The organism is Salinisphaera aquimarina (assembly GCF_042643355.1).
Lineage (GTDB): Bacteria > Pseudomonadota > Gammaproteobacteria > Nevskiales > Salinisphaeraceae > Salinisphaera > Salinisphaera aquimarina.
Genome location: NZ_JBHRSS010000006.1, coordinates 191,322 through 212,283, shown reverse-complemented (window position 1 = coordinate 212,283; position 20,962 = coordinate 191,322). Strand labels below are relative to the sequence as shown.

Annotated in this window: 18 protein-coding genes, 1 other RNA gene and 1 pseudogene; 7 read left to right on the top strand and 13 right to left on the bottom strand. The window is 62.2% G+C overall.

The genetic code is table 11. From position 1 onward, the window contains the following. Positions 1 to 23: 23 nt before the first annotated feature. From ACFOSU_RS13590 to ACFOSU_RS13545, 10 genes are all read right to left on the bottom strand, one after another. Entirely contained in the window at positions 24 to 632 is a 609-nt protein-coding gene (locus ACFOSU_RS13590; RefSeq protein WP_380690469.1) for a 5-formyltetrahydrofolate cyclo-ligase, read from the bottom strand. Positions 633 to 950: 318 nt separating this feature from the next. Then, positions 951 to 1,133, bottom strand: a non-coding RNA gene (ssrS, locus tag ACFOSU_RS13585) — 6S RNA. Positions 1,134 to 1,179: 46 nt separating this feature from the next. Continuing rightward, entirely contained in the window at positions 1,180 to 1,509 is a 330-nt protein-coding gene (locus tag ACFOSU_RS13580) for a cell division protein ZapA (protein ID WP_380690468.1), read from the bottom strand. Between the two features lie 29 nt (positions 1,510 to 1,538). After that, the gene (locus tag ACFOSU_RS13575; RefSeq protein ID WP_380690467.1) at positions 1,539 to 1,736 is read right to left on the bottom strand and encodes a hypothetical protein; all 198 of its coding nucleotides are present in this window, start codon (positions 1,734 to 1,736) and stop codon (positions 1,539 to 1,541) included. Positions 1,737 to 1,882: 146 nt separating this feature from the next. Continuing rightward, positions 1,883 to 3,298, bottom strand: coding sequence for a DegQ family serine endoprotease (locus tag ACFOSU_RS13570; RefSeq protein WP_380690466.1), 1,416 nt, complete (start codon positions 3,296 to 3,298; stop codon positions 1,883 to 1,885). A 202-nt stretch (positions 3,299 to 3,500) separates the two neighbouring features. Next, positions 3,501 to 4,562 (bottom strand): protease SohB, encoded by a 1,062-nt coding sequence (gene sohB / locus ACFOSU_RS13565; RefSeq protein WP_380690465.1) that lies wholly within the window; start codon positions 4,560 to 4,562, stop codon positions 3,501 to 3,503. Between the two features lie 111 nt (positions 4,563 to 4,673). Then, positions 4,674 to 5,675 carry a ferrochelatase gene (hemH, locus tag ACFOSU_RS13560; RefSeq protein ID WP_380690464.1) on the bottom strand — a complete coding sequence of 334 codons (1,002 nt, stop codon included), beginning with the start codon at positions 5,673 to 5,675 and terminating at the stop codon, positions 4,674 to 4,676. An 88-nt stretch (positions 5,676 to 5,763) separates the two neighbouring features. Then, positions 5,764 to 7,107, bottom strand: coding sequence for an alanine/glycine:cation symporter family protein (locus tag ACFOSU_RS13555; protein ID WP_380690463.1), 1,344 nt, complete (start codon positions 7,105 to 7,107; stop codon positions 5,764 to 5,766). Between the two features lie 49 nt (positions 7,108 to 7,156). Further along, positions 7,157 to 8,497 (bottom strand): sodium-dependent transporter, encoded by a 1,341-nt coding sequence (locus ACFOSU_RS13550; protein ID WP_380690462.1) that lies wholly within the window; start codon positions 8,495 to 8,497, stop codon positions 7,157 to 7,159. A gap of 318 nt (positions 8,498 to 8,815) precedes the next feature. After that, positions 8,816 to 10,102: an acetyl-CoA C-acetyltransferase gene (locus ACFOSU_RS13545; protein ID WP_380690461.1), complete on the bottom strand. Its 1,287-nt coding sequence runs from the start codon at positions 10,100 to 10,102 to the stop codon at positions 8,816 to 8,818. Between the two features lie 304 nt (positions 10,103 to 10,406). Between ACFOSU_RS13545 and groES the strand changes: the two genes are divergently transcribed. The 5 genes and pseudogenes from groES to fcl all read left to right on the top strand — a co-directional run bounded on the left by groES (position 10,407) and on the right by fcl (position 15,504). Beyond that, positions 10,407 to 10,694, top strand: a complete 288-nt coding sequence (gene groES / locus ACFOSU_RS13540; RefSeq protein WP_380690647.1) for a co-chaperone GroES — start codon at positions 10,407 to 10,409, stop codon at positions 10,692 to 10,694. Between the two features lie 54 nt (positions 10,695 to 10,748). Further along, positions 10,749 to 12,398, top strand: coding sequence for a chaperonin GroEL (gene groL / locus ACFOSU_RS13535; protein WP_380690460.1), 1,650 nt, complete (start codon positions 10,749 to 10,751; stop codon positions 12,396 to 12,398). A gap of 109 nt (positions 12,399 to 12,507) precedes the next feature. Further along, positions 12,508 to 13,431: an alpha-1,2-fucosyltransferase gene (locus tag ACFOSU_RS13530; RefSeq protein WP_380690459.1), complete on the top strand. Its 924-nt coding sequence runs from the start codon at positions 12,508 to 12,510 to the stop codon at positions 13,429 to 13,431. A 44-nt stretch (positions 13,432 to 13,475) separates the two neighbouring features. Beyond that, positions 13,476 to 14,558, top strand: a pseudogene (gene gmd / locus ACFOSU_RS13525) (GDP-mannose 4,6-dehydratase). Continuing rightward, on the top strand, positions 14,551 to 15,504 hold the full coding sequence (gene fcl, locus ACFOSU_RS13520) for a GDP-L-fucose synthase (protein ID WP_380690458.1): 954 nt from the start codon (positions 14,551 to 14,553) through the stop codon (positions 15,502 to 15,504). The pseudogene gmd and the gene fcl overlap by 8 nt, the downstream one beginning before the upstream one ends. A gap of 27 nt (positions 15,505 to 15,531) precedes the next feature. Here fcl and ACFOSU_RS13515 read toward each other — a convergent pair whose 3' ends face one another. Next, on the bottom strand, positions 15,532 to 16,383 hold the full coding sequence (locus ACFOSU_RS13515) for an FkbM family methyltransferase (RefSeq protein WP_380690457.1): 852 nt from the start codon (positions 16,381 to 16,383) through the stop codon (positions 15,532 to 15,534). Between the two features lie 399 nt (positions 16,384 to 16,782). Continuing rightward, positions 16,783 to 17,655, bottom strand: a complete 873-nt coding sequence (locus ACFOSU_RS13510) for a glycosyltransferase family 2 protein (RefSeq protein WP_380690456.1) — start codon at positions 17,653 to 17,655, stop codon at positions 16,783 to 16,785. A 145-nt stretch (positions 17,656 to 17,800) separates the two neighbouring features. Between ACFOSU_RS13510 and ACFOSU_RS13505 the strand changes: the two genes are divergently transcribed. Together ACFOSU_RS13505 and ACFOSU_RS13500 are read left to right on the top strand one after the other, a co-directional pair. Continuing rightward, on the top strand, positions 17,801 to 19,033 hold the full coding sequence (locus tag ACFOSU_RS13505; RefSeq protein ID WP_380690455.1) for a glycosyltransferase: 1,233 nt from the start codon (positions 17,801 to 17,803) through the stop codon (positions 19,031 to 19,033). Next, positions 19,030 to 20,079, top strand: a complete 1,050-nt coding sequence (locus tag ACFOSU_RS13500) for a glycosyltransferase family 2 protein (protein ID WP_380690454.1) — start codon at positions 19,030 to 19,032, stop codon at positions 20,077 to 20,079. The genes ACFOSU_RS13505 and ACFOSU_RS13500 overlap by 4 nt, the downstream gene beginning before the upstream one ends. On the opposite strand, the gene ACFOSU_RS13495 is transcribed toward ACFOSU_RS13500, so the two are convergent. Next, positions 20,076 to 20,948 carry a polysaccharide deacetylase family protein gene (locus tag ACFOSU_RS13495; RefSeq protein WP_380690453.1) on the bottom strand — a complete coding sequence of 291 codons (873 nt, stop codon included), beginning with the start codon at positions 20,946 to 20,948 and terminating at the stop codon, positions 20,076 to 20,078. The genes ACFOSU_RS13500 and ACFOSU_RS13495 overlap by 4 nt on opposite strands. Positions 20,949 to 20,962 lie beyond the last annotated feature (14 nt).

Sequence of the window (20,962 nt, the reverse complement as noted above, 5' to 3'; positions counted from 1 at the left end):
GTGGTGCGTCTAGGCGCGTCAGTTTAGCCGACTCGGTCGCCCTCGACAGGGCCGCCTGTGCGGCCCCGATAGACACGCGCGTCGCTGACCACGGCGTCGAGGGCAATATCCCAGGGCCGATTCTGGATGCGTCCCACTCGCTGGGCCTCGAACGCGAGGCCGACCAGACGCGGCCGTCGAAAACCGGTACCGGCGGCATAGGCGGCCAGGGTGCGGTCGTAGTAGCCGCCGCCAAGGCCGATCCGGTGCGCGTGATCGTCGAAGCCGGCCAGTGGCAGAATCAGCAGATCGAGTGCCTCGACCCGGCGCGCGGGCGCGCCGCGCGGTTCGTATATGCCCAGTGGGCTCAGGCGCGCGCTGAAATGCGTGTCGGTTATGGCGATGAAGTCCAGGTGCTGATCGTTCACACGGGGCAGATAGACGCGCTGTCCGGGGCGTAATTGGGCAAGCAGGGGGCGTGGGTCGGTTTCGCTGGCCAACGGCCAATAGAGGCCAATCTGGCGGGCCCGACGAAAGACGGGCAGCCGGGCAACACGGATACAGGCTCGGTGGCTCGCCTGACGGCGTGCCGACGGCGACAGTGCCCGGCGTGCGGCCAGGGCGCGGCGACGCTGTGTGGGGATATCCGTCATGGCGCATCCCATAAAAAAACACGCCGGAGCGTGTGTAGGAATCTCTGATCTAGTCATATACAGACCGCGTTTGCGTCCCAAAAGGCGTGGCTACAAGGCGCAGGGTGAAGCGTCCGGCTTATTACCGGGCCGAACCCTGTAACGCGGTAGCAGCGCCTCTTGGGCCAAACCCCGTTGGGGCCGGGCCTTTGCGCGCATATGGGCGGCGTCCTTCATCGTTCGCGTGCAATAAGCACGCAACACTCTTCACTTCTTGCCAGCCATGCGCAACCGCTCCAGCGCGGTCGTGTATGACTAGATCAGAGATTCCGTAAGACCGTCACTCCCGCCTGTGCCGTCAACCGTCCACTATCCTTGAGACAGATGCTCAAGTGGGGCGTTTCACGACGCATTAGGTTTCCCGCAGCCAAGGCGGGCGTACTCACCTGCGTCGCTTCCCACCCCGGTTTACGTAATTAGGCTCAAGGGGAACCGGGAGGTCGTCGAACACCGCAGGAGTGCCGGCTAATCAAAGTCTACGCGTACACGGGGCCTGCTGACAATGACATCAGGCCTGATCGTCGAGCGCCGATTCGATGCGCAGCTGCATCTGCGACAGACGCTCGCTGATTTCATCGTCGGTGGCCGGCAAGCCGGCCTGTTCGCGCTCGAGGCGTCGTTCGGCGGCCATCAGGTCGCGGGCGATGTTGAGCGCGGCCATGACGGCGATACGCTCGATGCCCAGCGTCTTGCCCTTGCGCTGGATCGCGTGCATCCGCCGTGAAAGATATTCGGCCGACGAGAGCAGGCTCTCGCGCTCGCCCTCGGGACAGGCGACCGAATAATCGCGTCCGAGGATGCGGATGGTCAGCGCGGTCTGTTGTTTTTCTGGCGGCATTGGCGGTCCGGTGTCGCGCGTTCTGGGGATCAGGCGTGGTCGGCTTCGGCCTCGAGCGCGCGGATACGCTCGATGACGCCGTTGAGGCGCTCGCGCGTCTCGCGATTGCGCTGCTGCTCGTCGTCGTAGTTCTGTCGCAGGGCGCGATAGTCGAGCAGCAGTGCCTTGTGGGCTGCAAGCAGTGCCTCCAGCCGATCTTCGAAGTGTGCGATGTCGAACTGGCTCATGGTCGCTCCGGAAGCCGTGTGGATCGAGTATAGCCGCATGGCGCGAGTGGATGAAACACGAGCGCGCCCGTGCGCTGGACGAACAGAGAGGATCTGGACATAAAAAAGGCCCGGCACGAGGCCGGGCCCTTGTCTTCGCCGTGGGCCTAGCGAATCAGCAGGAACAGGGCGCCGCGGCCACGCCGGACATGCAGCAACAGCTGCTTGGTATCGGGTCCGGCGAGCTTGGGTAGCTGCGAAACGTCGGTGATCGCCTGGCGATTGATCGAGGTGATCACATCGCCGGGACGCAGGCCGGCGCGCGCGGCCGGGCTGCCCGGCTGCAGGTCGGTGACCGTAATGCCCTCGACTTCACCGGCCAGCGGGTTGTCTTCGGTGATCGGCCCGAAGCTCGCGCCTTCGAGGCCGGGGGCGAGTTGGTCGCCGCTGGCGCCGCCGCCGTCATCGTTGCTGGCCACGTCCTCGGCTTTGGCCAGTTCGGCATTGACCTCGCGCTCCTTGCCGTTGCGTATGAGCGTGATCTTCACCTTCTGGCCCGGCGATTTGAGACCGATGGCGTTGGCCAGTTCGGAGAAGTCGTCGATCTCCTTGCCGTTGACCTGGGTGATCAGGTCGCGCTCCTTGATGCCGGCCTTTTCGGCCGGTGAGTCGGGCATGACCTGAGCGACCACCACGCCCTGGGTGATATCCAGGTCGAAGGCCTTGGCCAGATCGCTGGTCAGGTCCTGGCCGACCACGCCGAGGCGGGCGCGCTTGACCTCGCCGTACTTGGATATCTGCTTGTAGACACTGTTGACCAGATTGCTCGGGATCGCGAAGCCGATGCCGATATTGCCGCCGCTACGTGACAGGATCGCACTGTTGATACCGACCAGTTCGCCCTTGAGGTTGACCAGGGCGCCGCCGGAATTGCCGGGGTTGATGGATGCGTCGGTCTGGATGTAGTCCTCGTAGCGGTTGCCCAGACCGTGGCGGCCGAGGCCGCTGACGATGCCGGAGGTCACCGTCTGGCGCAGGCCGAACGGGTTGCCGATGGCCACCACGAAATCACCGACGCGTAGATCGTCGGAGTCGGCGATCGGCAGCTGGGTGAGATTGTCGGCCTTGATCTTGAGCACGGCGATATCCGTTTCCGGATCGTCGCCGATCACGGTGGCGTCGTATTCGCGGTTGTCGTTGAGGCGTACGACGATCTTTTCAGCGTCCTTGACCACATGATGGTTGGTGATCACGACGCCCTTGTCGGCGTTGACGATCACGCCCGAGCCGGTTGCGGTCGGTTGCTGCGGTGTCTGCTGCTGACGCTTCTGCTGATCAGGCATGTCGAAGAAGCGGCGAAAGAAGGGGTCGTTGAATAGTGGATTATCCGGCATCTGCTGTGCCTTGCCGGTCACCACCACGTTGACCACGGCGGGCAGCGTCTTGTCGAGCATGGGCGCGAGCGACGGACTGTCGCCGGCCAGCATGCCGCTGGGCACTGCCGCCTGGGCGCTGGCCGCGGCCAGCAACAGGAGAGAAGAGAGAACAAGCGCGTAGAAGCGCCGAAAAGCGTGTGTCGTCATAGGTCCTTACTCGTTGGTGTGTTCACCATACGACCGGCGTACCCCGGATCGTCCCGTAGCTTCTGACCGTCAAGCGCCGGACGAGTTCATTGGTATGGCCAGCAATCCATGCCCGCAGACGATGCTCTCGGTCTCGGCCGATTGCGGCGAGGCGCCGGGTAGGCGGATCGGGCGTTCCGATGTCACATACGAGAAGGAAAACTCACGGCTGGGTCGGGCGGTGCACGACGCGCGCCAGCCCGCTTTCGGCGAGATTGCGGCTGATCGCCAGCCGGCCCTGCTCGGTCAGCCGTGAAATCAGCCCGCTCTTGTGTTGAATGCCTACGGTGAACACGTCGCGCCCGTCGCGCGCCGCGGTCAGCATCAGGTCGTCGCTGGTGGCCACCGCATCCACCAGCTTCAGGTCGAGCGCCTGGGTGCCGTACCAGTGTTCGCCGGTGGCGACCTTGTCGATATCCAGGCTCGGGCGATAGCGGCGCACGAAATCCTTGAACAGATGGTGGGTATCTTCGAGTTCGGCACGGAATTTTTCGCGCCCTTCGTCGGTGTTCTCGCCGAACATGGTGAGCGTGCGCTTGTAGTCGCCGGCGGTGTGCAGTTCGAAGTCGATCTGCTTGTCCTTGAGCAGCCGATTGAAGTTCGGGATCTGGGCGACGACGCCGATCGAACCGATGATCGCGAAGGGTGCGGCGACGATCCGTTCGCCTACGCAGGCCATCATGTAGCCGCCGCTGGCGGCGAGACGGTCGACGCTGACAGTCAGGCGCACGCCGGCATCACGCAGCCGGGCCAGCTGCGACGCGGCCAGCCCGTAGCTGTGCACCATGCCGCCGGCGGACTCGAGCCGCACCAGCACCTCATCGTCGGCTTCGACCACCTGCAGTACGGCGGTGATCGCGTCACGCATCTGCTCGACCGCGGACGCACGGATATCGCCGTCGAAGTCGAGTACGAACAGGCGTCTGGGTTCGTGGCGCTTGCCCAGCTTTTCGGCCTTGGCTTTCTGCTTGGCTTCGGCCTTCTTGCGCTTGCTTCGTGCTTTGTATTCCGCCGCGTTGAGCAGCTGTCCGTTGAGCGTATCCGCCATGCGATCCAGGCGCTCGTTGACGTGATGAATCTCGAGCGTATCGCCGTCGCGGGCGGCGCGCGCCTGGGCAATTGCGCTTACGATCCACGCCACGCTCAGGCCGATGGCAATGACCACAGTCGCGGCCTTGGCGAGAAACAGGCCGTAGTTGACGGCGAAGTCGGCTATCAGTTCCATGCGCGGAACCCTCTGATCGAAAAACAGGTGAAATCGGCCGCGACGTGATTCGCTCGACGAGCGTGGCCTTGGCTTGGATAGCCCGTAAAGAGATGCTGGATACGGTCGACCCTATATCCAGCCGGACAGTTCCCGCTTGATCAGCTGCGTGAACATGTCGATATGATCGTCGCGTTCATTGAGAGCGGGAATATACCGCAGCGAGTCGCCGCCGGCCTCTTCGAAGTAGCCACGGTTCTCCTCGCGGATCTCTTCCAGGGTTTCCAGGCAGTCGGAGGAAAAGCCGGGGCACATCACGTCCACCGTCTTCATGCCGGCCTTGCCCCAGGCCTTCATGGTCTGGTCGAGGTAGGGCTGCAGCCAGGGCTCGCGGCCAAATCGGCTCTGAAAACAGACCTTGTATTCGTTGCGGCCCAGGCCGAGTTCGGCGGCCAGCAGCTGGGCGGTGATGCCACAGTCGCGTGGGTAGGGATCACCCTGTTTCACGTAGCGCTTGGGAATACCGTGAAACGACATCACCAGTTTTTCCGCGCGCCCGTTTGTCTCCCAGTGCTCGCGTACGGAATTGGCCAGCGCCGTGATATAGGCGGGCTCGTCGTGATAGCGATTGATCTGGCGCAGCTGCGGTGGCTCGGGCCAGTCGGCAAGCACCTCGCCGATCTTGTCGAAGGTGGTGGCCACCGTGGTGGCCGAATACTGCGGGTAGGCGGGCAGAATCAGTACCTGCTTGCAGCCCGCGGCGTCGAGTTCACGCAGGCCGGCCTCGATCGACGGATTGCCGTAACGCATCGCCAGGGCGATGTGCACCGGTTGCTCGATCTCGGCATCCACGCGCTTTTGCAGTCGTTCGACCTGGCGACGGGCGTAAACCAGTAGCGGAGAGCCTTCGTCCATCCATACCGACCGATAGCTAGCAGCCGAATTCTTGGGCCGCAGCGCGAGGATGACGCCGTAGAGAATCGGCAACCACAGCAGGCGGTTGAGATCCACCACCCGTCGATCGCTCAGGAATTCCGCCAGATAACGACGAACCGCCGGCACCGACGTGTCGTCGGGCGTGCCCAGATTGGTGAACAGAACCCCGATCGGGCGCGGCGCGCTACGACTCGTCATTATTAACCCTTGCTATCTTCAATGCAGCTACGATACCTGCGGCCAACCCATACGGATGCAAGCCGCAGGCATCGTGCTGACGATGCGCCTATTTCTGGCGGGCGAAATACTCGCGACTGAGCTTGAAGATTACCGGGCTGAGTGCAAGCAGGGCGATCAGGTTGGGGATCGCCATCAGCGCGTTCATCACATCCGCGATCAGCCATACCAGATCCAGCTGCGCTATCGCGCCGATGAATACTGCAATCACCCACAGCACGCGGTACGGCTTGATGATGCCGGAGCCGAAGATGTACTCGGCCGCGCGTTCACCGTAATAGCTCCAGGCCAGGATCGTAGAGAACGCGAAGATCACCAGGCCAAAGCTGACGATCCAGCCGCCGGGCCCCGGCATACCGGCCGTGAAGGCCTCGGCGGAGAGCTGGGCACCGGTGGTGCCGGAAGCCCAGGTGCCGCTGGCGATGATGACCAGCGCGGTCATGGTGCATACGATGATGGTGTCGATGAAGGTGCCGAGCATCGCCACCACGCCCTGACGCACCGGGCTGTCGGTACGTGCCGCGGCATGCGCGATTGGCGCGCTGCCCAGGCCGGCCTCGTTCGAGAAAATGCCCCGTGCCACGCCGAAACGAATCGCCATGATCACGCCCGCGCCGGCAAAGCCGCCGGTGGCCGCGGTGCCGGTGAAGGCATCCGAGAAGATCAGGCCGAAGGCGCCCGGAACCGCGCTGGCATTGAGTAGGAGCACGAGCAGCGCGCCGGCAACATAGACGATGGCCATGAACGGCACGAGTTTCTCGGTCACGCTGGCCAGGCGCTGCAGGCCGCCGAGTATTACCGCGGCCACGCCTACGGCCAGTACGATGCCGGTGATCCAGGTCGGAATCGACATGGACTGATGGAAGACCTGGGCCACGGAGTTGGACTGCACGGTGTTGCCGATGCCGAAAGCGGCGACGGTAGCGAACAGTGCGAAGGCGAACGCGAGCCATTTCCAGTGTTCCCCGAGGCCGTTGCGGATGTAATACATCGGGCCGCCCACGTAGGCGCCTTCGGCATTGGTTTCGCGGTAGTTGACCGCCAGCACGGCTTCACCGTACTTGGTGGCCATGCCCACGATAGCGGTCACCCACATCCAGAAGATGGCCCCGGGGCCGCCCAGATGGATGGCGGTCGCGACACCGGCGATATTGCCGGTGCCCACTGTGGCGGCAAGCGCGGTGGCCAGGGCCTGAAAAGGCGTGATATCGCCCGGCTCGGTACTTTTCTTGCGCCCGGCGAACAGCATCGAGAAGCCGTAGAACAGCTTGCGTTGCGGCAGCCCGCCCAGGCCGATGGTGAGATAGATGCCGGTGCCGAGCAGCAGAATCAGCATGACCGGGCCCCATACCCAGCCGCTGAGCGTGCTGAGCACGTTATTGAGCATTTCCATAGTCGTCTTCCCCTTGTCTTATGGGCCGTCTGTCGGCCCGTTCATCACGTTAGCCGAACAGCCCCTGCAGCAGGATCCAGCCGATCCCCAGCGGTGCCACGAAACGCAGCCCGAACAGCCATACGCCGGCCCAGGGCATGCTCAGTTTGCCGTCGTTGGTGAGTGCGGCGATGGCGCGCGGCCCCATGACCCAGCCCACGCATAGCGCGGTCAGCATGCCGCCCAGCGGCAACAGAATGGAGCTCGACAGGAAATCCATCAGGTCGAAGAAGTTCTTGCCGAAGAAGGTGACCTCGGACCAGAGGCCGGACGAGAGCGACGCTGGTATGGAGATGGCGAACACGCAGGTTGCACTCAGGATGGTGGCCCGACGGCGACTGACCGCGCGCTCGTCGACGAAGTAGCAGACCACGGTCTCGAGCAGCGACACCGACGATGTGAGTGCGGCCACGGCCAGCAGCAGGAAGAAGCCGAAGCCGAAGATCACGCCGCCCGGCATGGCATCGAATACCGCGGGCAATACCTTGAATGTGGTGCCGGCGCCGCCTTCGCCGGGCGCAATCCCGGCGGCGAACATCGCTGGCAGCACCATGACGCCGGCGAGCACGGCGATCACCGTATCGAGCACGACCACCGCGAAGGCGTCGGCTGGCAGATTGCGCTCCTTGGGCAGGTAGGAGCCGTAGGTGAGCATGGCGCCCATGCCCAGCGAGAGCGAGAAGAAGGCCTGGCCGATGGCGGCGGTGAAGGTGGCGCCGGTGACCTTGCTGAAGTCGGGTATCAGGAAGAACTCGAGCCCTTCGCCCGCGCCGGGCAGGGTGACCGCGCGGATCACCAGCGCGACCAGAATGAGAAACAGAAGTGGCATCAGGATTTTCGAGGCACGCTCGATGCCGCTGCCGACGCCGCCGATCACCACCAGCGCGGTCAGCACGGTGAAAATGGCCGCATAGACCACGGGCTGCCAGGCGTTGGCGACGAGATCGCTGAACACCTGTCCGAGCGCGGCCGCGTCGGGGTTGGCCAGCGAGCCGTTCAGGGTGAATAGCATATAGGCGATCGTCCAGCCGGCGACCACGACATAGAACGACAGGATGATGAAGGCGGTGACGATGCCCATGGCGCCGACCGCCGGCCAGCCGCGCCCGGCGACGTGGCGAAACGCCGCGACCGGGTTGCGCTGTGCCGCGCGGCCGATCAGCAGTTCGGCCATGACCAGCGAGAAGCCGAACACGACGATGCAGGCCAGATAGATGACCAGAAAGGCGCCGCCGCCGTTTTCGCCGGTCATGTACGGGAACTTCCAGATATTGCCGAGACCGACGGCCGAGCCGGCGGCCGCCATGATGAAGCCCAGGCGGCTGCCCCAGTGTTCGCGTGCTGTATTCATATCTGTTCGGCCGGCATGTACAAACGACGGATACGGCGTTTGCGCATGTGGGCTCTCCCTGGCTGAGGCTGCATTGCAGCGCCTGAATCAGCCGGTACCCGCGGTGGTCACCGGCGTTCCATGATTGTCATAGCACCAATCGTGCCGATATCGCTGAAAATCGGTCCCCGGCAGCGACTGGCGGCAGCATCGCAATCGGTGTAATCGAAGCGTAACCGTTGCGAAAGCATACGTCTAAGAGACGTTCGTAGTCGCCACAAAAAAGCGGGCCCGAAGCCCGCTTTTCTCGTCGTCTCAGTTCATGCGAATCGCACGATGCTAGGGTTTTTCCAGAATCGCGGTCACGCCCTGACCGCCGGCGGCGCAGATCGAGATCAGGCCGCGGCCGCCGCCGTTTTCATCGAGAATCTTGGCCAGCGTGGCCACGATGCGCGTACCGGTCGCGGCGAACGGATGCCCGAGTGCTACCGATGAGCCCTTGACATTGAGCTTGCTGGTATCGATGGAGCCCAGCGGGGCGTCGCGGCCCAGTTTTTCCTTGCAGTACTTCTTCGACTCCCAGGCCTTGAGCGTGCACAGCACCTGTGCGGCAAAGGCTTCATGGATTTCGTAGAAGTCGAAGTCCTGCAGGGTCAGCCCGGCGGCGTCGAGCATGTCGGCCACCGCGTAGGTGGGCGACATCAGCAGGCCCTCGCCGCCGTCGACGAAATCGACCGCCGCGGTACGCGAAAACGGTGTGAAGTAGGCCATTACGGGTAGATCATGCGCCTTGGCCCATTCCTCGCTGGCCAGCAGCACGCTGGAGGCACCGTCGGTGAGCGGGGTGGAGTTGGCGGCGGTCAGGGTGCCGTTTCCCTTGTCGAAGGCCGGCTTGAGTTTGGCCATCTTCTCGATGCTGGTGTCGGCACGCAGATTGTTGTCGCGCTCCACGCCCAGATAGGGAAAGACCAGATCGTCGTAGAAGCCGTCGACATAGGCCTGGGCCGCATTCTTGTGGCTGGCGACGGCGAGTTCGTCCTGAGCCTTGCGGGAGATTTTCCATTCCTTGGCCATCAACTCGCAGTGCTCGCCCATGGACATACCGGTGCGCGGCTCGCTCACGCCCGGGAAGCTGGGCACGAGGTGGCGCGGGCGCAACTTGGTGAACAGCTTGGCGCGCTCCCCGCCGGTCTTGGCGCGGTTCACGTCGAGCAGGATCTTGCGCAGTTCCTCGTTGATCGCGATCGGCGCGTCAGAGGTGGTGTCGACGCCGCCGGCGATGCCGGACTCGATCTGACCCATGGCGATCTTGTTGGCCAGCAGCAGGGTGGCCTCGAGGCTGGTGCCGCAGGCCTGCTGGACATCGAAAGCCGGGGTGTGCGGATCGAGATCGGTGCCCAGTACCGCTTCACGGGTGAGGTTGAAATCGCGTGCATGCTTGAGTACCGCGCCGCCGGCGACTTCGCCGATCTTCTCGCCGGCGAGCTTGTATTTCTCCGACAGGGCCTTGAGCGATGCAGTCAGCAGGTCCTGATTGGACTGGTGTGAATACTTGGTGTTGGAACGGCAGAAAGGAATGCGGGCGCCGCCGATGATGGCAACGCGACGTGGCGTGGTGTCGGCCATGAGTCCTCCGGGTCGCCGATTTCAGTATCGGCGTGTGTGGAAAGAATGTCATTCACAATAAATGCTGCACTGCAAACTGACAAGAAATCATTTCAAAATATGGGGTGGGTGGCGGTTGCCGGGATCGATCGTGGTTGCAAAAAAGTCGTAAAAAAATTGCCTCCGCCCTTGAAAGGGTCAGGCATGCCCGCATCAATGGCGATGATTGAGATCGTCTATGGAGACGTTCTCACGCCGGCCTCCCGATCGGGTATCCGGCAAGACGTTTTTTCTTCAACAATTCAGTTTCGAGGAGAAGGGTGGTATGAAGATCCGTCCTCTACATGACCGCGTCGTTATCAAACGGCTCGAAGAAGAGCAAAAGACGGCCGGGGGTATCGTTATTCCCGACACGGCCGCAGAGAAGCCCCAGCGTGGCGAAGTCGTGGCCGTAGGCAACGGCAAGCCGCTGGACAATGGCGAAACCCGCAAGCCTGAAGTCAAGGTTGGCGACAAGGTCATGTTCGGCAAGTTCTCGGGCACCGAAATCAAGGTCGATGGCGACGAAGTTGTCGTGATGCGCGAAGACGACATCCTGGCGGTGCTGGGCTAGTCCCACCCGTCCACATCAACCTTTATCGAATACGATTATTAGGGGAAGCTAGAAATGGCTGCTAAAGAAGTACGTTTTGGCGAAGACGCGCGCTCGCGTCTGGTCCGCGGCGTCAACACGCTCGCGAATGCTGTAAAGGTCACGCTGGGTCCGAAGGGCCGCAACGTGGTCATCGACAAGAGCTTCGGCGCGCCGACGATCACCAAGGACGGTGTCTCGGTTGCCAAGGAAATCGAACTGGACGACAAGTTCGAGAACATGGGCGTCCAGATGGTCAAGGAAGTCGCTTCCAAGACCTCCGACATCGCCGGCGACGGCACCACCACCGCCACGGTTCTGGCCCAGGCCATCGTTCGTGAAGGCGTGAAGGCCGTGTCCGCGGGCATGAACCCGATGGATCTCAAGCGCGGTATCGACAAGGCCGTGGACGCCGCCGTCAAAGAGCTGGCGAACCTGTCCAAGCCCTGCGATGACGAAAAAGCCATCGCCCAGGTCGGCTCGATCTCCGCCAACTCCGACACCGATATCGGCAAGATCATTGCCGACGCCATGAACAAGGTCGGCAAGGAAGGCGTGATCACGGTCGAGGAAGGCTCCACGCTTTCCAACGAACTGGACGTCGTCGAAGGCATGCAGTTCGATCGCGGCTACCTCTCGCCGTACTTCGTCACCGATCAGCAGACGATGCAGGCCGAGCTGGACAACCCGTACATCCTTCTGCACGACAAGAAGATCTCCAACATCCGCGACATGCTGCCGCTGCTGGAGAATGTCGCCAAGGCCAACCGTCCGTTGATGATCATCTCCGAAGACGTCGAGGGCGAAGCCCTGGCGACTCTGGTGGTCAACAACATGCGTGGCATCGTCAAGGTCGCCGCGGCCAAGGCTCCGGGCTTCGGTGATCGTCGCAAGGCGATGCTGGAAGACATGGCCGTGCTCACCGGCGGCACCGTGATCTCCGAAGATCTCGGCATGAGCCTCGAGAAGGCCACGCTGGATGATCTTGGCGAAGCCAAGAAGGTGCAGATCTCCAAGGAGAACACCACCATCATCGACGGCGCCGGTTCCAACAAGGACATCGAAGGCCGTATCAAGCAGATCCGCGCGCAGATCGAGGAAAGCTCCTCGGACTACGACAAGGAGAAGCTGCAGGAACGTGTGGCGAAGCTCGCCGGCGGCGTGGCGCTGATCAAGGTCGGTGCCGCTACCGAAGTCGAGATGAAAGAGAAGAAGGCCCGTGTCGAAGACGCCCTGCACGCAACCCGTGCGGCCGTCGAAGAAGGCATCGTGCCTGGCGGCGGCGTGGCCCTGCTGCGTACGCTCAACGCGATCGCCAAGATCAAGGGCGACAACGCCGATCAGGACGCCGGTATCCGGATCCTGCGTCGTGCCGTCGAAGAGCCGTTGCGTCAGATCGTGTTCAACAGCGGTGCCGAGCCGTCTGTCGTTGTCAACGAAGTGCTCTCCAAAAAGGGCAACTACGGCTACAACGCAGCGTCCGGCGAATACGGCGACATGGTTGCCATGGGCATCCTGGACCCGACCAAGGTCAGCCGTACCGCGCTGCAGAACGCGGCGTCCATCGCCAGCCTGATGCTCACCACCGAGGCAGCTGTTGCCGACGTCCCCGAGGACGACGACAAGGGCGGCGCCCCGGATATGGGCGGCATGGGTGGAATGGGCGGCATGGGCGGCATGATGTAGTAGCCCCCACGCTCATTACGCGTGAACGAAGAAGCCCCGCCTCGTGCGGGGCTTTTTTTGTGCAGACTTGGGGCGCCCGGTTTTGTAACATCACGGGTTGCCGTATCCGATGCTGGCTGGCGTCGATGGCATTATTCGCAAAAGGGGCACTGCCATCGGTTACGTTACGGTCGAGATTCGTGGTGGGCTGGGCAACCAGCTTTTTCAGTATGCGACCGGATTCGCGATCGCCGCGCGACACCGGGTACCGCTACGTCTGGATCTGCGCCAGGTGGTCGGCGACGGGCCCATGCGTTTCTGTCTGGATGAACTGGGCATCCACTGCGAAACGGCCGATGCCCGACATTATGCGTTGCCGCCCAAGACCGCCGGCTCGTCTTTCAAGAAAAGAAAACGCGCAGCCAAGGACTGGTTGCGGCATAAGCTCGGCACATCGCCGAAACGGGTCGAGGATGCAGGATCGATATTCACCCCGAGCGCGCTGACTACGGCACCGCCGCTGTACCTGAAAGGCTATTGGCAGAGCGAGCGGTATTTCGACAGCCATGCCGATGCGCTGCGCGCACGGTTGCAGCTGCCGCTACCCGCGTCGCCGAGCCTGATTCAGCGTATCGACGACCCGTCCACTGTCGCCGTATCGATGCATGTGCGACGGGGGGATTACGTGGGCCAAGCGAGATTTCCCTGCTGTCCGCCCGAATATTATCGGCGCGCAGCCGGTGAGATTGCCCGGCGCGTATCGCGTCGGCCGGTGTTCTTCATCTTCTCGGACGACCTCGACTGGGCTGATCGCAACCTCCAACTCGATTATGATCGCGTGCTCGTGGATGAGGCGGGCACACATCGCAATTACGAGGACATGGCGCTCATGAGTCGCTGTGAGGCGCATGTCATCGCCAACTCGTCTTTCTCCTGGTGGGGCGCCTGGCTCAATCCGGATCCGGACAAGATCGTCTATGCCCCGACGGAATGGTTCGGCGGCGTGGCGACTCGCGAGCTGGCGATCCTGCCGGCATCCTGGTCGGAGATATAAGCGCGGCTTGTGCCGCACCGCTCCGTCGACCCACTGTAGAGATAATGACAAACAAAATTGCACTGATAACCGGGGTGACCGGCCAGGACGGCGCCTATCTCAGCGAACTGCTGTTGGCCAAGGGCTATACCGTTCACGGCATAAAGCGCCGGGCGTCGTCGTTCAACACTGCACGGATCGATCACCTCTATCAGGATCCGCACGCGTCCAATCCAAGGTTCGTCCTGCATTACGGTGACATGACCGATGCCACCAACCTGATTCGTATCATTCAGGATGTGCAGCCGGATGAGCTCTACAATCTCGCCGCTCAGAGCCATGTGCAGGTGTCTTTCGAAACGCCGGAATACACGGCCAACGCCGATGCGCTGGGCACATTGCGCCTGCTCGAGGCGCTCAGAATCCTGCGCATGGAACAGCACACACGCTTCTACCAGGCCTCGACCTCGGAACTCTAAGGCAAGGTCCAGGAAACGCCGCAGACTGAGGCCACGCCGTTCTATCCGCGCTCGCCCTATGCGGCCGCCAAGCTTTATGGCTTCTGGGCGGTCGTGAATTATCGCGAGGCATACGGCATGCACGCCAGCAACGGCATCCTGTTCAATCACGAATCACCGCGGCGGGGCGAGACGTTCGTGACGCGCAAGATTACGCGTGCGTTGGCACATATCCACGTCGGGCTGCAGTCCTGCCTGCATGTCGGCAACCTGGAAGCGCGCCGCGACTGGGGCCATGCGCGTGATTACGTCGAAGCCATGTGGCGGATGCTGCAGCAGGATCAGCCCGACGACTACGTGATTGCGACCGGCGAACAGCACAGCGTGCGTGACTTCATCGAAGCGGCCGCCGCGACTTTGGATATCCGGCTGGCCTGGTCCGACGAGGGCGTCGACGAAGTGGGCCGGATCGACGGCGGCGACCAGGTGATCGTACGCGTTGACCCGGTCTACTACCGGCCGACCGAAGTGGAGTCCCTGCTTGGCGACGCAAGCAAAGCCCGCGCGGCGCTCGGTTGGGAGCCCACCGTCTCCTTCGAGGCGTTGGTCAGTGAGATGATGCAGCACGATCTGGAGATCGCCCGGCATGCCAAGCGAAGCGAAGCGACCGACGGGTTCCATCATGGATGAAGACCAGGCGAATAGGCGGGTTGGGCCTGTGTATGTCGCCGGTCATCGCGGGCTGGTGGGCAGTGCGATTGAACGCCGCCTGCGCCAGGCTGGGCATGCGGATATCGTCACCCGCAGCTCGGACCAGCTGGACCTGCGCGATCCGCGAGCGGTCGACGCATTCTTCCGGAGTGAAACGATCGACCATGTGTTCCTGGCGGCCGCCTGGGTCGGCGGCATCATGGCCAACGACCGGCAGCCTGTCGATTTCCTGCAGGACAACCTCCGCATCCAGACCAACGTCATCGAGGCCGCCTATCGGCACGGTGCCAAGAAGCTCCTGTTTCTCGGCTCCTCCTGTATCTATCCAAAATACGCGGAGCAGCCAATCACCGAGGAGGCGCTGTTGACCGGTGCGCTGGAACCCACCAACCAGTGGTATGCGATCGCAAAGATCGCCGGCCTGAAACTCTGCCAGGCGTATCGTCGTCAGCACGGCTTCGACGCCATTTCCGTCATGCCCACCAACCTTTATGGGCCGGGCGACAATTTCGACTTGCAGAGCTCACACGTCCTGCCGGCCTTGATCCGAAAATGCCATGAGGCTAAAGAGTCGGGTGCGGATCATATAACGATCTGGGGCAGCGGCACGCCGCGTCGAGAGTTTCTCTATGTGGACGATCTGGCGGATGCCTGCGTGTTCCTGATGCAGGAGTACTCGGACGACATGGCGCTCAACGTCGGTGTGGGCGAGGATATTTCCATTCTTGAGCTGGCGCATCTGGTCGCGGCAGTGGTCGGGTTTCAGGGTGATATAAGGCGGGATACCGACAAACCGGATGGAACGCCGCGAAAACTGCTTGATGTTTCGCGCTTGCAGCAACTGGGATGGAAGGCCAGAACGCCGCTCAAGGACGGCATATTACAAACCTACACGGCGTTCCTGGATAGATATTCACGCTCTTGATCAGACCTGCGATCGATATAATTTCGATTAGTGCGCAAGCAGTTCAGACATCAGTTGAGATTTAATGAACAGAAAATTGTGGGTTCCGAGTAGATTGGTCCCACTGGCGACGACGTGATCTACGTCGGCTGGCTCGACCGGTCTTGGATCGTCCGTGGCGGTCCAGGCCTGGTAGCCGCTGCGCCAGAATAAATCAAAAGTTTCACGCAGCCTGGGATTGATTGGGAGACCATTGGGCTGATGTTCGTCGATGGATATTTCGATCAACCAAATCGGCGCGCAGGTCTGCTCCAGAATTCGGTGGGCACCGGCCAGCATCAGAAATTCCGCGCCTTCAATGTCTACAAGAATAAGGCTGCGGCGGTTTTCCAGGCGTGCGGCCAATACGTTATCAAGGCGATTCGTCGGCACTTGCGTTACATGTCTTTCGGCGGTGCCCGCCCAGCCTTTAATCACAGAAGCCCAAGTGCCCCATCCGTAGATATCGATGACACCGATTCGGTCGGATAGCGCCAATGGGTACACTTCGATTAACGCTTCCCAGTTGTTAGCGCGCACGTTGGATAGCAGATGCTGGACGTTCTCTGCAATCGGCTCGAAGGCGATCACCTGCCGTTCCGCCTGGAGCGCGAGGCAGCAATAATAGCCAATATTGGCGCCGACATTCACGAATACGTCGACCTTGGGCAGTATTTGCTTGACCAGCCGGGTCTCCGTTGGTTCGAAGTCGCCACTGCCCATGGCGTCGTGGCCGGCTAGCTTGAATCCCATCGGCGTCATTTCGGGAACCGCTGCTGTGGCTCGGGCGGCATCTGTCTTGGCTTGTTTTCGGCTGGTACGGCCGGTCATTTTTCGCCAGATTCTTTTAATTTTCCTCATGCAGGATTTCTCTATATTCGCTAATCCAGCGGCTAGATGTAGCGACAATCGCTTTGCGATATCTGTATATTGCCGACCAGGCTGCTTTGGCTCATAAAAACGTGTTTTAGCGGGATTCTTCTGAAAACGAGGCCTGTGAAGTCTAATTCTTTCACGAAACGTGGTGTTTGGCGTTATTGAGCGAATCGGTGGACGTGACATCGATCGCATACGTCTTAGCCGTCCGCGATCTCGCCGCGGATGCCGATAGTAGATGCATTGCGTAAGCGGAGTGCCGTTTGGCTCATGAGTCTCGCTACGCGCAGCCGGCAAGCGCGGGCAGCGTCGGCTTTGAAAACATGTGCGCCGCGCCTAAGACTGCGCCGAATAGGCTGCGAAATCCGAGAATAGGTATATGGTTCAGAGACCGCGATATAGCCGCGCCGGGGTGGCCGCTGTGGCGTCGGTCTGTGCCTCGATCTCACCTTGCTGCAGTGGCCTATACCGGGGCAGTGCGCGCACCTGTAGATCAACAAGATCCTGTTCGCTGCGGCGTGTGCGTCCCATGCTGAGCGGATTCTTGTGGTTGTAAATATAGAGCAGTGAGTCGATATAACGAATATGCGCTGGCCCCGCCATCTCGAGCATCGGGATCATGGTCGCTACATCCCCTGCGGTGTTGACGTACCGGTCATCGGGGCCTTTCAGATGTGCGGAGTCGATCCGATCCCAAAGAAAGCGTCGCCAGGTTCGCAGATGGGACGCCTCGAAATGGTAGTAACGAAACAGGTTGTGTTCGGCGACGAAGTCGGGATAGGCTCGGATCCAGCCACGCTCGGCGCGCACGCCCCATCGCTCCAGCAGTTTGTTTCGCCACAATTGGAAGCTTCCATAGGTTAGCCAGACATCGGGGTCGGCATATACGGCCGCGATCTCGTCGAATACCCCCGGGTGGGCGAGCCAGTCGTCGCCGTCGACGACCACCATCACGTCCCAGGGGTCTTTCGAAATTGCTTCGACGGCGGCGATGTGATTCTCGGTCGTGCTGTCCAGACGCGTGTCGTTCTGCCAACCTATGAATCGATCGTTGCGCGCTATGCGCTCCTGAGCGATAGCCCATGTCGCGTCGGTCGACGCGTCATCAATCACCGCACATCGAAAATGCGGGTAGCGCTGTGCCGCAATCGAATCCAGTGAGCGGCCTATCCACTCTTCGGCGTTCCATACGGCGCAAAGCACACAGATATTGACCGGCGAGCGCTGTGCTGCAGAGATGGTGCGATTTGATTCCATAAGTGCCCGAGTATAACGGCGTATGAAGTCTTCGCCGAGACCGGCGACACTTTTGGGTGCGGCGATTGGTCGGTATGATGAGGGTCCGCGCCGTTCGGCGATTGTGCTTCAGACGGAGACGACGACCATCCGCAGGCCCGATAGCGTGGCGATTCCCGATTCAAAGTCTCGGCTGGCGTTCTATTTGCCGGCGCTGGCCTCGGGTGGCATGGAGCGCGTGACGCTGCTGCTCGCACAAGCGCTCGCGGATCGCGGTTACGCGGTGGATATCGTGCTTGAGCATCGCCGCGGGGGATACCTGGATCGCGTACCGGATGGCGTCACGCTGGTTGTGCTCGAAAAAGGGCCGAAGGTACCGCCCTATGCGCGCCTGATCGGCCGTTGGCCGCGAGAAGGCTTCGCCCAGCTCATGCGTCTGTTCGGTCGCAAGGATTGCTATATCCCACTGCGCCGGCTTCTGTGTCTCGCGGACTATATCGAGCGCCAGCGTCCCTGCGTTGTGTTTGCTGCCCATGGCCGGATTCCGTTTCTGGCCCTGTGGGCGGCGCGGATCGCTGCTGTGAATACGAAGGTCGTCGTCATCGAACACAGCACGTTTTCGCGCTGGCTCGATGTGTTCCGTGACGATCCGCGGACCCATGCGGTGTTGTCGTATCGACGCGTGCTCATGCACCGACTGTATCCGCAGGCGGATGCCGTGGTCGGGGTATCCGACGGTGTCGCCGATGATCTGGCTGCGGTCGCCGGAATAGATCGGCGGCTGATCACGACGATCTACAACCCCGTGGTCGGGGCCGAGCTTGCGCATCGAGCCGCTGAGTCGCCCGGGCACGACTGGCTGCGCGACGATGGGCCGCCGGTGATACTCGCGGTTGGCCGGCTGGTCGAGGAGAAGGGGTTCATCTGGTTGATCGAGGCCTTTGCGACATTGCGTGCCGACGGGGTTGCGGCTCGCCTGCTGATCCTGGGGGAGGGCCCACAGCGCGACGAACTGGCCGACCGAGCCGCGGCCCTGGGCGTTTGCGCGGATGTGGCCATGCCGGGCTGGGTCGACAACCCCTATGCCTGCATGGCGCGCGCCGGGGTGTTCGTGCTCTCTTCGATGTTCGAGGGTCTGCCGGTCGCGCCGATCGAGGCGCTGGCATGCGGCTGCCCGGTGGTGGCTTTCGATTGTCCGAGCGGCCCACGCGAAATTCTGGCCGATGGCCGTTTCGGTACGCTGGTTCCGGTGGGCGATACCGACGGGTTGGCCGCGGCGATCGGTGCAACGCTTGCGCATCAGCCGGCCACCGAGCAGCTCATCGAGCGTGGCGCGTGGTTCAGCGTCGATCGGGCGGCCGATGCCTATCAGCAACTGATCCGTCGGGTGTGCCGATGACCGTCGACGGCGCGACATCTGTTCCGCGGGTGACGGTCTGTATCCCGGCCTACAACGCGTCAGCCTATATCGGCGAAGCGATCGAGAGTGTCCTGGCGCAGGCGTACCGGGATTTCGAGCTGCTGGTGATCGACGACTGCTCGGTGGACGACACGGTCGCAATCTGCCGACAAATCGGCGATGAGCGTCTGCGCCTGATCGAACGTGATACCAACGGCGGGCGCCCTGCGGTACGCAACCAGGGGCTGGCCGAGGCGCGCGGTGAATTTCTCGCGCTGCTGGATGCCGACGACCGCTGCCTGCCGGATCGATTGGCCCAACAAGTGGCTTTCCTTGATGCGCATCCTCAAGTGGATGTGCTGGGCAGCTGGTGGCACACCATCGACGCCCACGGCAATCGCTTGCCAGCCAAGAAGAATCATCGCCGCCTATCGCCGGACATGGTGGCCTGTTATCTACTCTACCGCGGCGTCATTCATAACCCGACGGTGATGGCGAGGCGCGCGGCGATGGCGGGCTACGCCTACGACCCAGAGTATTCGGTCGCCGAGGACTATGATCTCTGGGATCGCATGCGCCCGGCACACGGCATGGCCGTACTACCGGCGCGCCTGATCGAATATCGCAGTCACGACGCACAGGCCTCGACCGCCCGGGTGGCCGAAAGTCATGCCCGGCGCCAGCAGATCCAGGCGCGCCAGCTTGACGCGCTGGGGATGTGCTTTGATGCGCGGGACGTGCTCTTTCATCATCTGCTCTATACCGGCCGTCGCATGTTCGAGGCACAGACCGGCGCCTATCTCGATTGTGCCTATGTCGACTGGGCGGCCGACTGGCTCACGCGCCTGGTCGCCGCCAACGCTGAACGACGTTGCTATCCGGAGCCCGCCTTCACGCGACTGGCCGCACAGATGTGGATCAACGTCTGCCGCAAGGCGGCCAAACGGGTGGGGCCGTCGGTATGGCTGCGCTGTGTCGGGCTGCCGCTGGCGCGTGCGTTGCCGGGTGCGTGGTGGGCCGAGCGTCGCCACGGCAACGTGCCCTAATTCCCGGCAGCAACACGTTTGCGCTCGCGCCGACGCATGCGACGGACTTCGCCGCTCAGATCGATGCGCGGTAGATCCAGTCGTCCGTAGGCCGGTACATAGGTCCGCCAGTTGGGGGCTTCGGTCACAAAGGCCTGCTGGTATCCTGCCTTGGCCGCCGCCTGCCGCACGCGCGTGTCGGTATCGCCGAACGGGTAGGCCAGGGTCGTGACCGGGTGGCCCAGCCAGGCTTCGAGCTGGCGCCGGGCGTCGACCAGTTCCACTGTCAACTCGGCTGCCGAACAGAAACGCAGATCCGGATGACTATGGGTATGGGCGCCGATATGGATCAGCGGATGGGCGTCGAGCGTTTGCAGTTGTTCGAGGCTGAGATAGTCGGAGGTCAGATCGGCCGGCTGGAGATCGTAGTCGGCCATAATGGCCTGCTGGCGCTCGTGCAGGGCTTCCGCGCCCAGGCGCTTGAGGGCCTCGCGTAATCGTTCGTAGGTCTGCGCCGCGTCTGTGATGCCCCGGGTCCAGGCTGCGACCGAAGGCCGGGTCCAGTCGTCGTGCCGGGCGACATGGGCGGCCAGTCGGGCCAGCAGCGGGTGACTGCGACAGACGAATCCGGTGGTCACGAAGACCGTGGCGCTGCGATCGTGTTTCTCCAGGATCGGCAGGGCTGTGGTGAGGTTGTCGGCATAGCCGTCGTCGAAGGTTATCGGCGCATTGCTGTCATCACGGGCGAGGAAGTCGTCCAGATCGCGGGGATGAACATGGGTGATGCGGTCGGGACTGACGGCCGGCGCCGACATCGGGTCGGCGACGCCGTGGCCGAAAAAGCCACCGGACGGCGTGATTTTCTTGGCTAGTTTCTTGGTGAAAGCCATGTTCGGAGTCCAGG

What these genes read in the sequence shown, in the direction of transcription:
- ACFOSU_RS13590 (WP_380690469.1), bottom strand. Translation starts at nt 632, where the DNA reads ATGACGGATATCCCCACACAGCGTCGCCGCGCCCTGGCCGCACGCCGG.
- ACFOSU_RS13580 (WP_380690468.1), bottom strand. Translation starts at nt 1,509, where the DNA reads ATGCCGCCAGAAAAACAACAGACCGCGCTGACCATCCGCATCCTCGGA.
- ACFOSU_RS13575 (WP_380690467.1), bottom strand. Translation starts at nt 1,736, where the DNA reads ATGAGCCAGTTCGACATCGCACACTTCGAAGATCGGCTGGAGGCACTG.
- ACFOSU_RS13570 (WP_380690466.1), bottom strand. Translation starts at nt 3,298, where the DNA reads ATGACGACACACGCTTTTCGGCGCTTCTACGCGCTTGTTCTCTCTTCT.
- sohB (WP_380690465.1), bottom strand. Translation starts at nt 4,562, where the DNA reads ATGGAACTGATAGCCGACTTCGCCGTCAACTACGGCCTGTTTCTCGCC.
- hemH (WP_380690464.1), bottom strand. Translation starts at nt 5,675, where the DNA reads ATGACGAGTCGTAGCGCGCCGCGCCCGATCGGGGTTCTGTTCACCAAT.
- ACFOSU_RS13555 (WP_380690463.1), bottom strand. Translation starts at nt 7,107, where the DNA reads ATGGAAATGCTCAATAACGTGCTCAGCACGCTCAGCGGCTGGGTATGG.
- ACFOSU_RS13550 (WP_380690462.1), bottom strand. Translation starts at nt 8,497, where the DNA reads ATGAATACAGCACGCGAACACTGGGGCAGCCGCCTGGGCTTCATCATG.
- ACFOSU_RS13545 (WP_380690461.1), bottom strand. Translation starts at nt 10,102, where the DNA reads ATGGCCGACACCACGCCACGTCGCGTTGCCATCATCGGCGGCGCCCGC.
- groES (WP_380690647.1), top strand. Translation starts at nt 10,407, where the DNA reads ATGAAGATCCGTCCTCTACATGACCGCGTCGTTATCAAACGGCTCGAA.
- groL (WP_380690460.1), top strand. Translation starts at nt 10,749, where the DNA reads ATGGCTGCTAAAGAAGTACGTTTTGGCGAAGACGCGCGCTCGCGTCTG.
- ACFOSU_RS13530 (WP_380690459.1), top strand. Translation starts at nt 12,508, where the DNA reads ATGCTGGCTGGCGTCGATGGCATTATTCGCAAAAGGGGCACTGCCATC.
- fcl (WP_380690458.1), top strand. Translation starts at nt 14,551, where the DNA reads ATGGATGAAGACCAGGCGAATAGGCGGGTTGGGCCTGTGTATGTCGCC.
- ACFOSU_RS13515 (WP_380690457.1), bottom strand. Translation starts at nt 16,383, where the DNA reads ATGAGGAAAATTAAAAGAATCTGGCGAAAAATGACCGGCCGTACCAGC.
- ACFOSU_RS13510 (WP_380690456.1), bottom strand. Translation starts at nt 17,655, where the DNA reads ATGGAATCAAATCGCACCATCTCTGCAGCACAGCGCTCGCCGGTCAAT.
- ACFOSU_RS13500 (WP_380690454.1), top strand. Translation starts at nt 19,030, where the DNA reads ATGACCGTCGACGGCGCGACATCTGTTCCGCGGGTGACGGTCTGTATC.
- ACFOSU_RS13495 (WP_380690453.1), bottom strand. Translation starts at nt 20,948, where the DNA reads ATGGCTTTCACCAAGAAACTAGCCAAGAAAATCACGCCGTCCGGTGGC.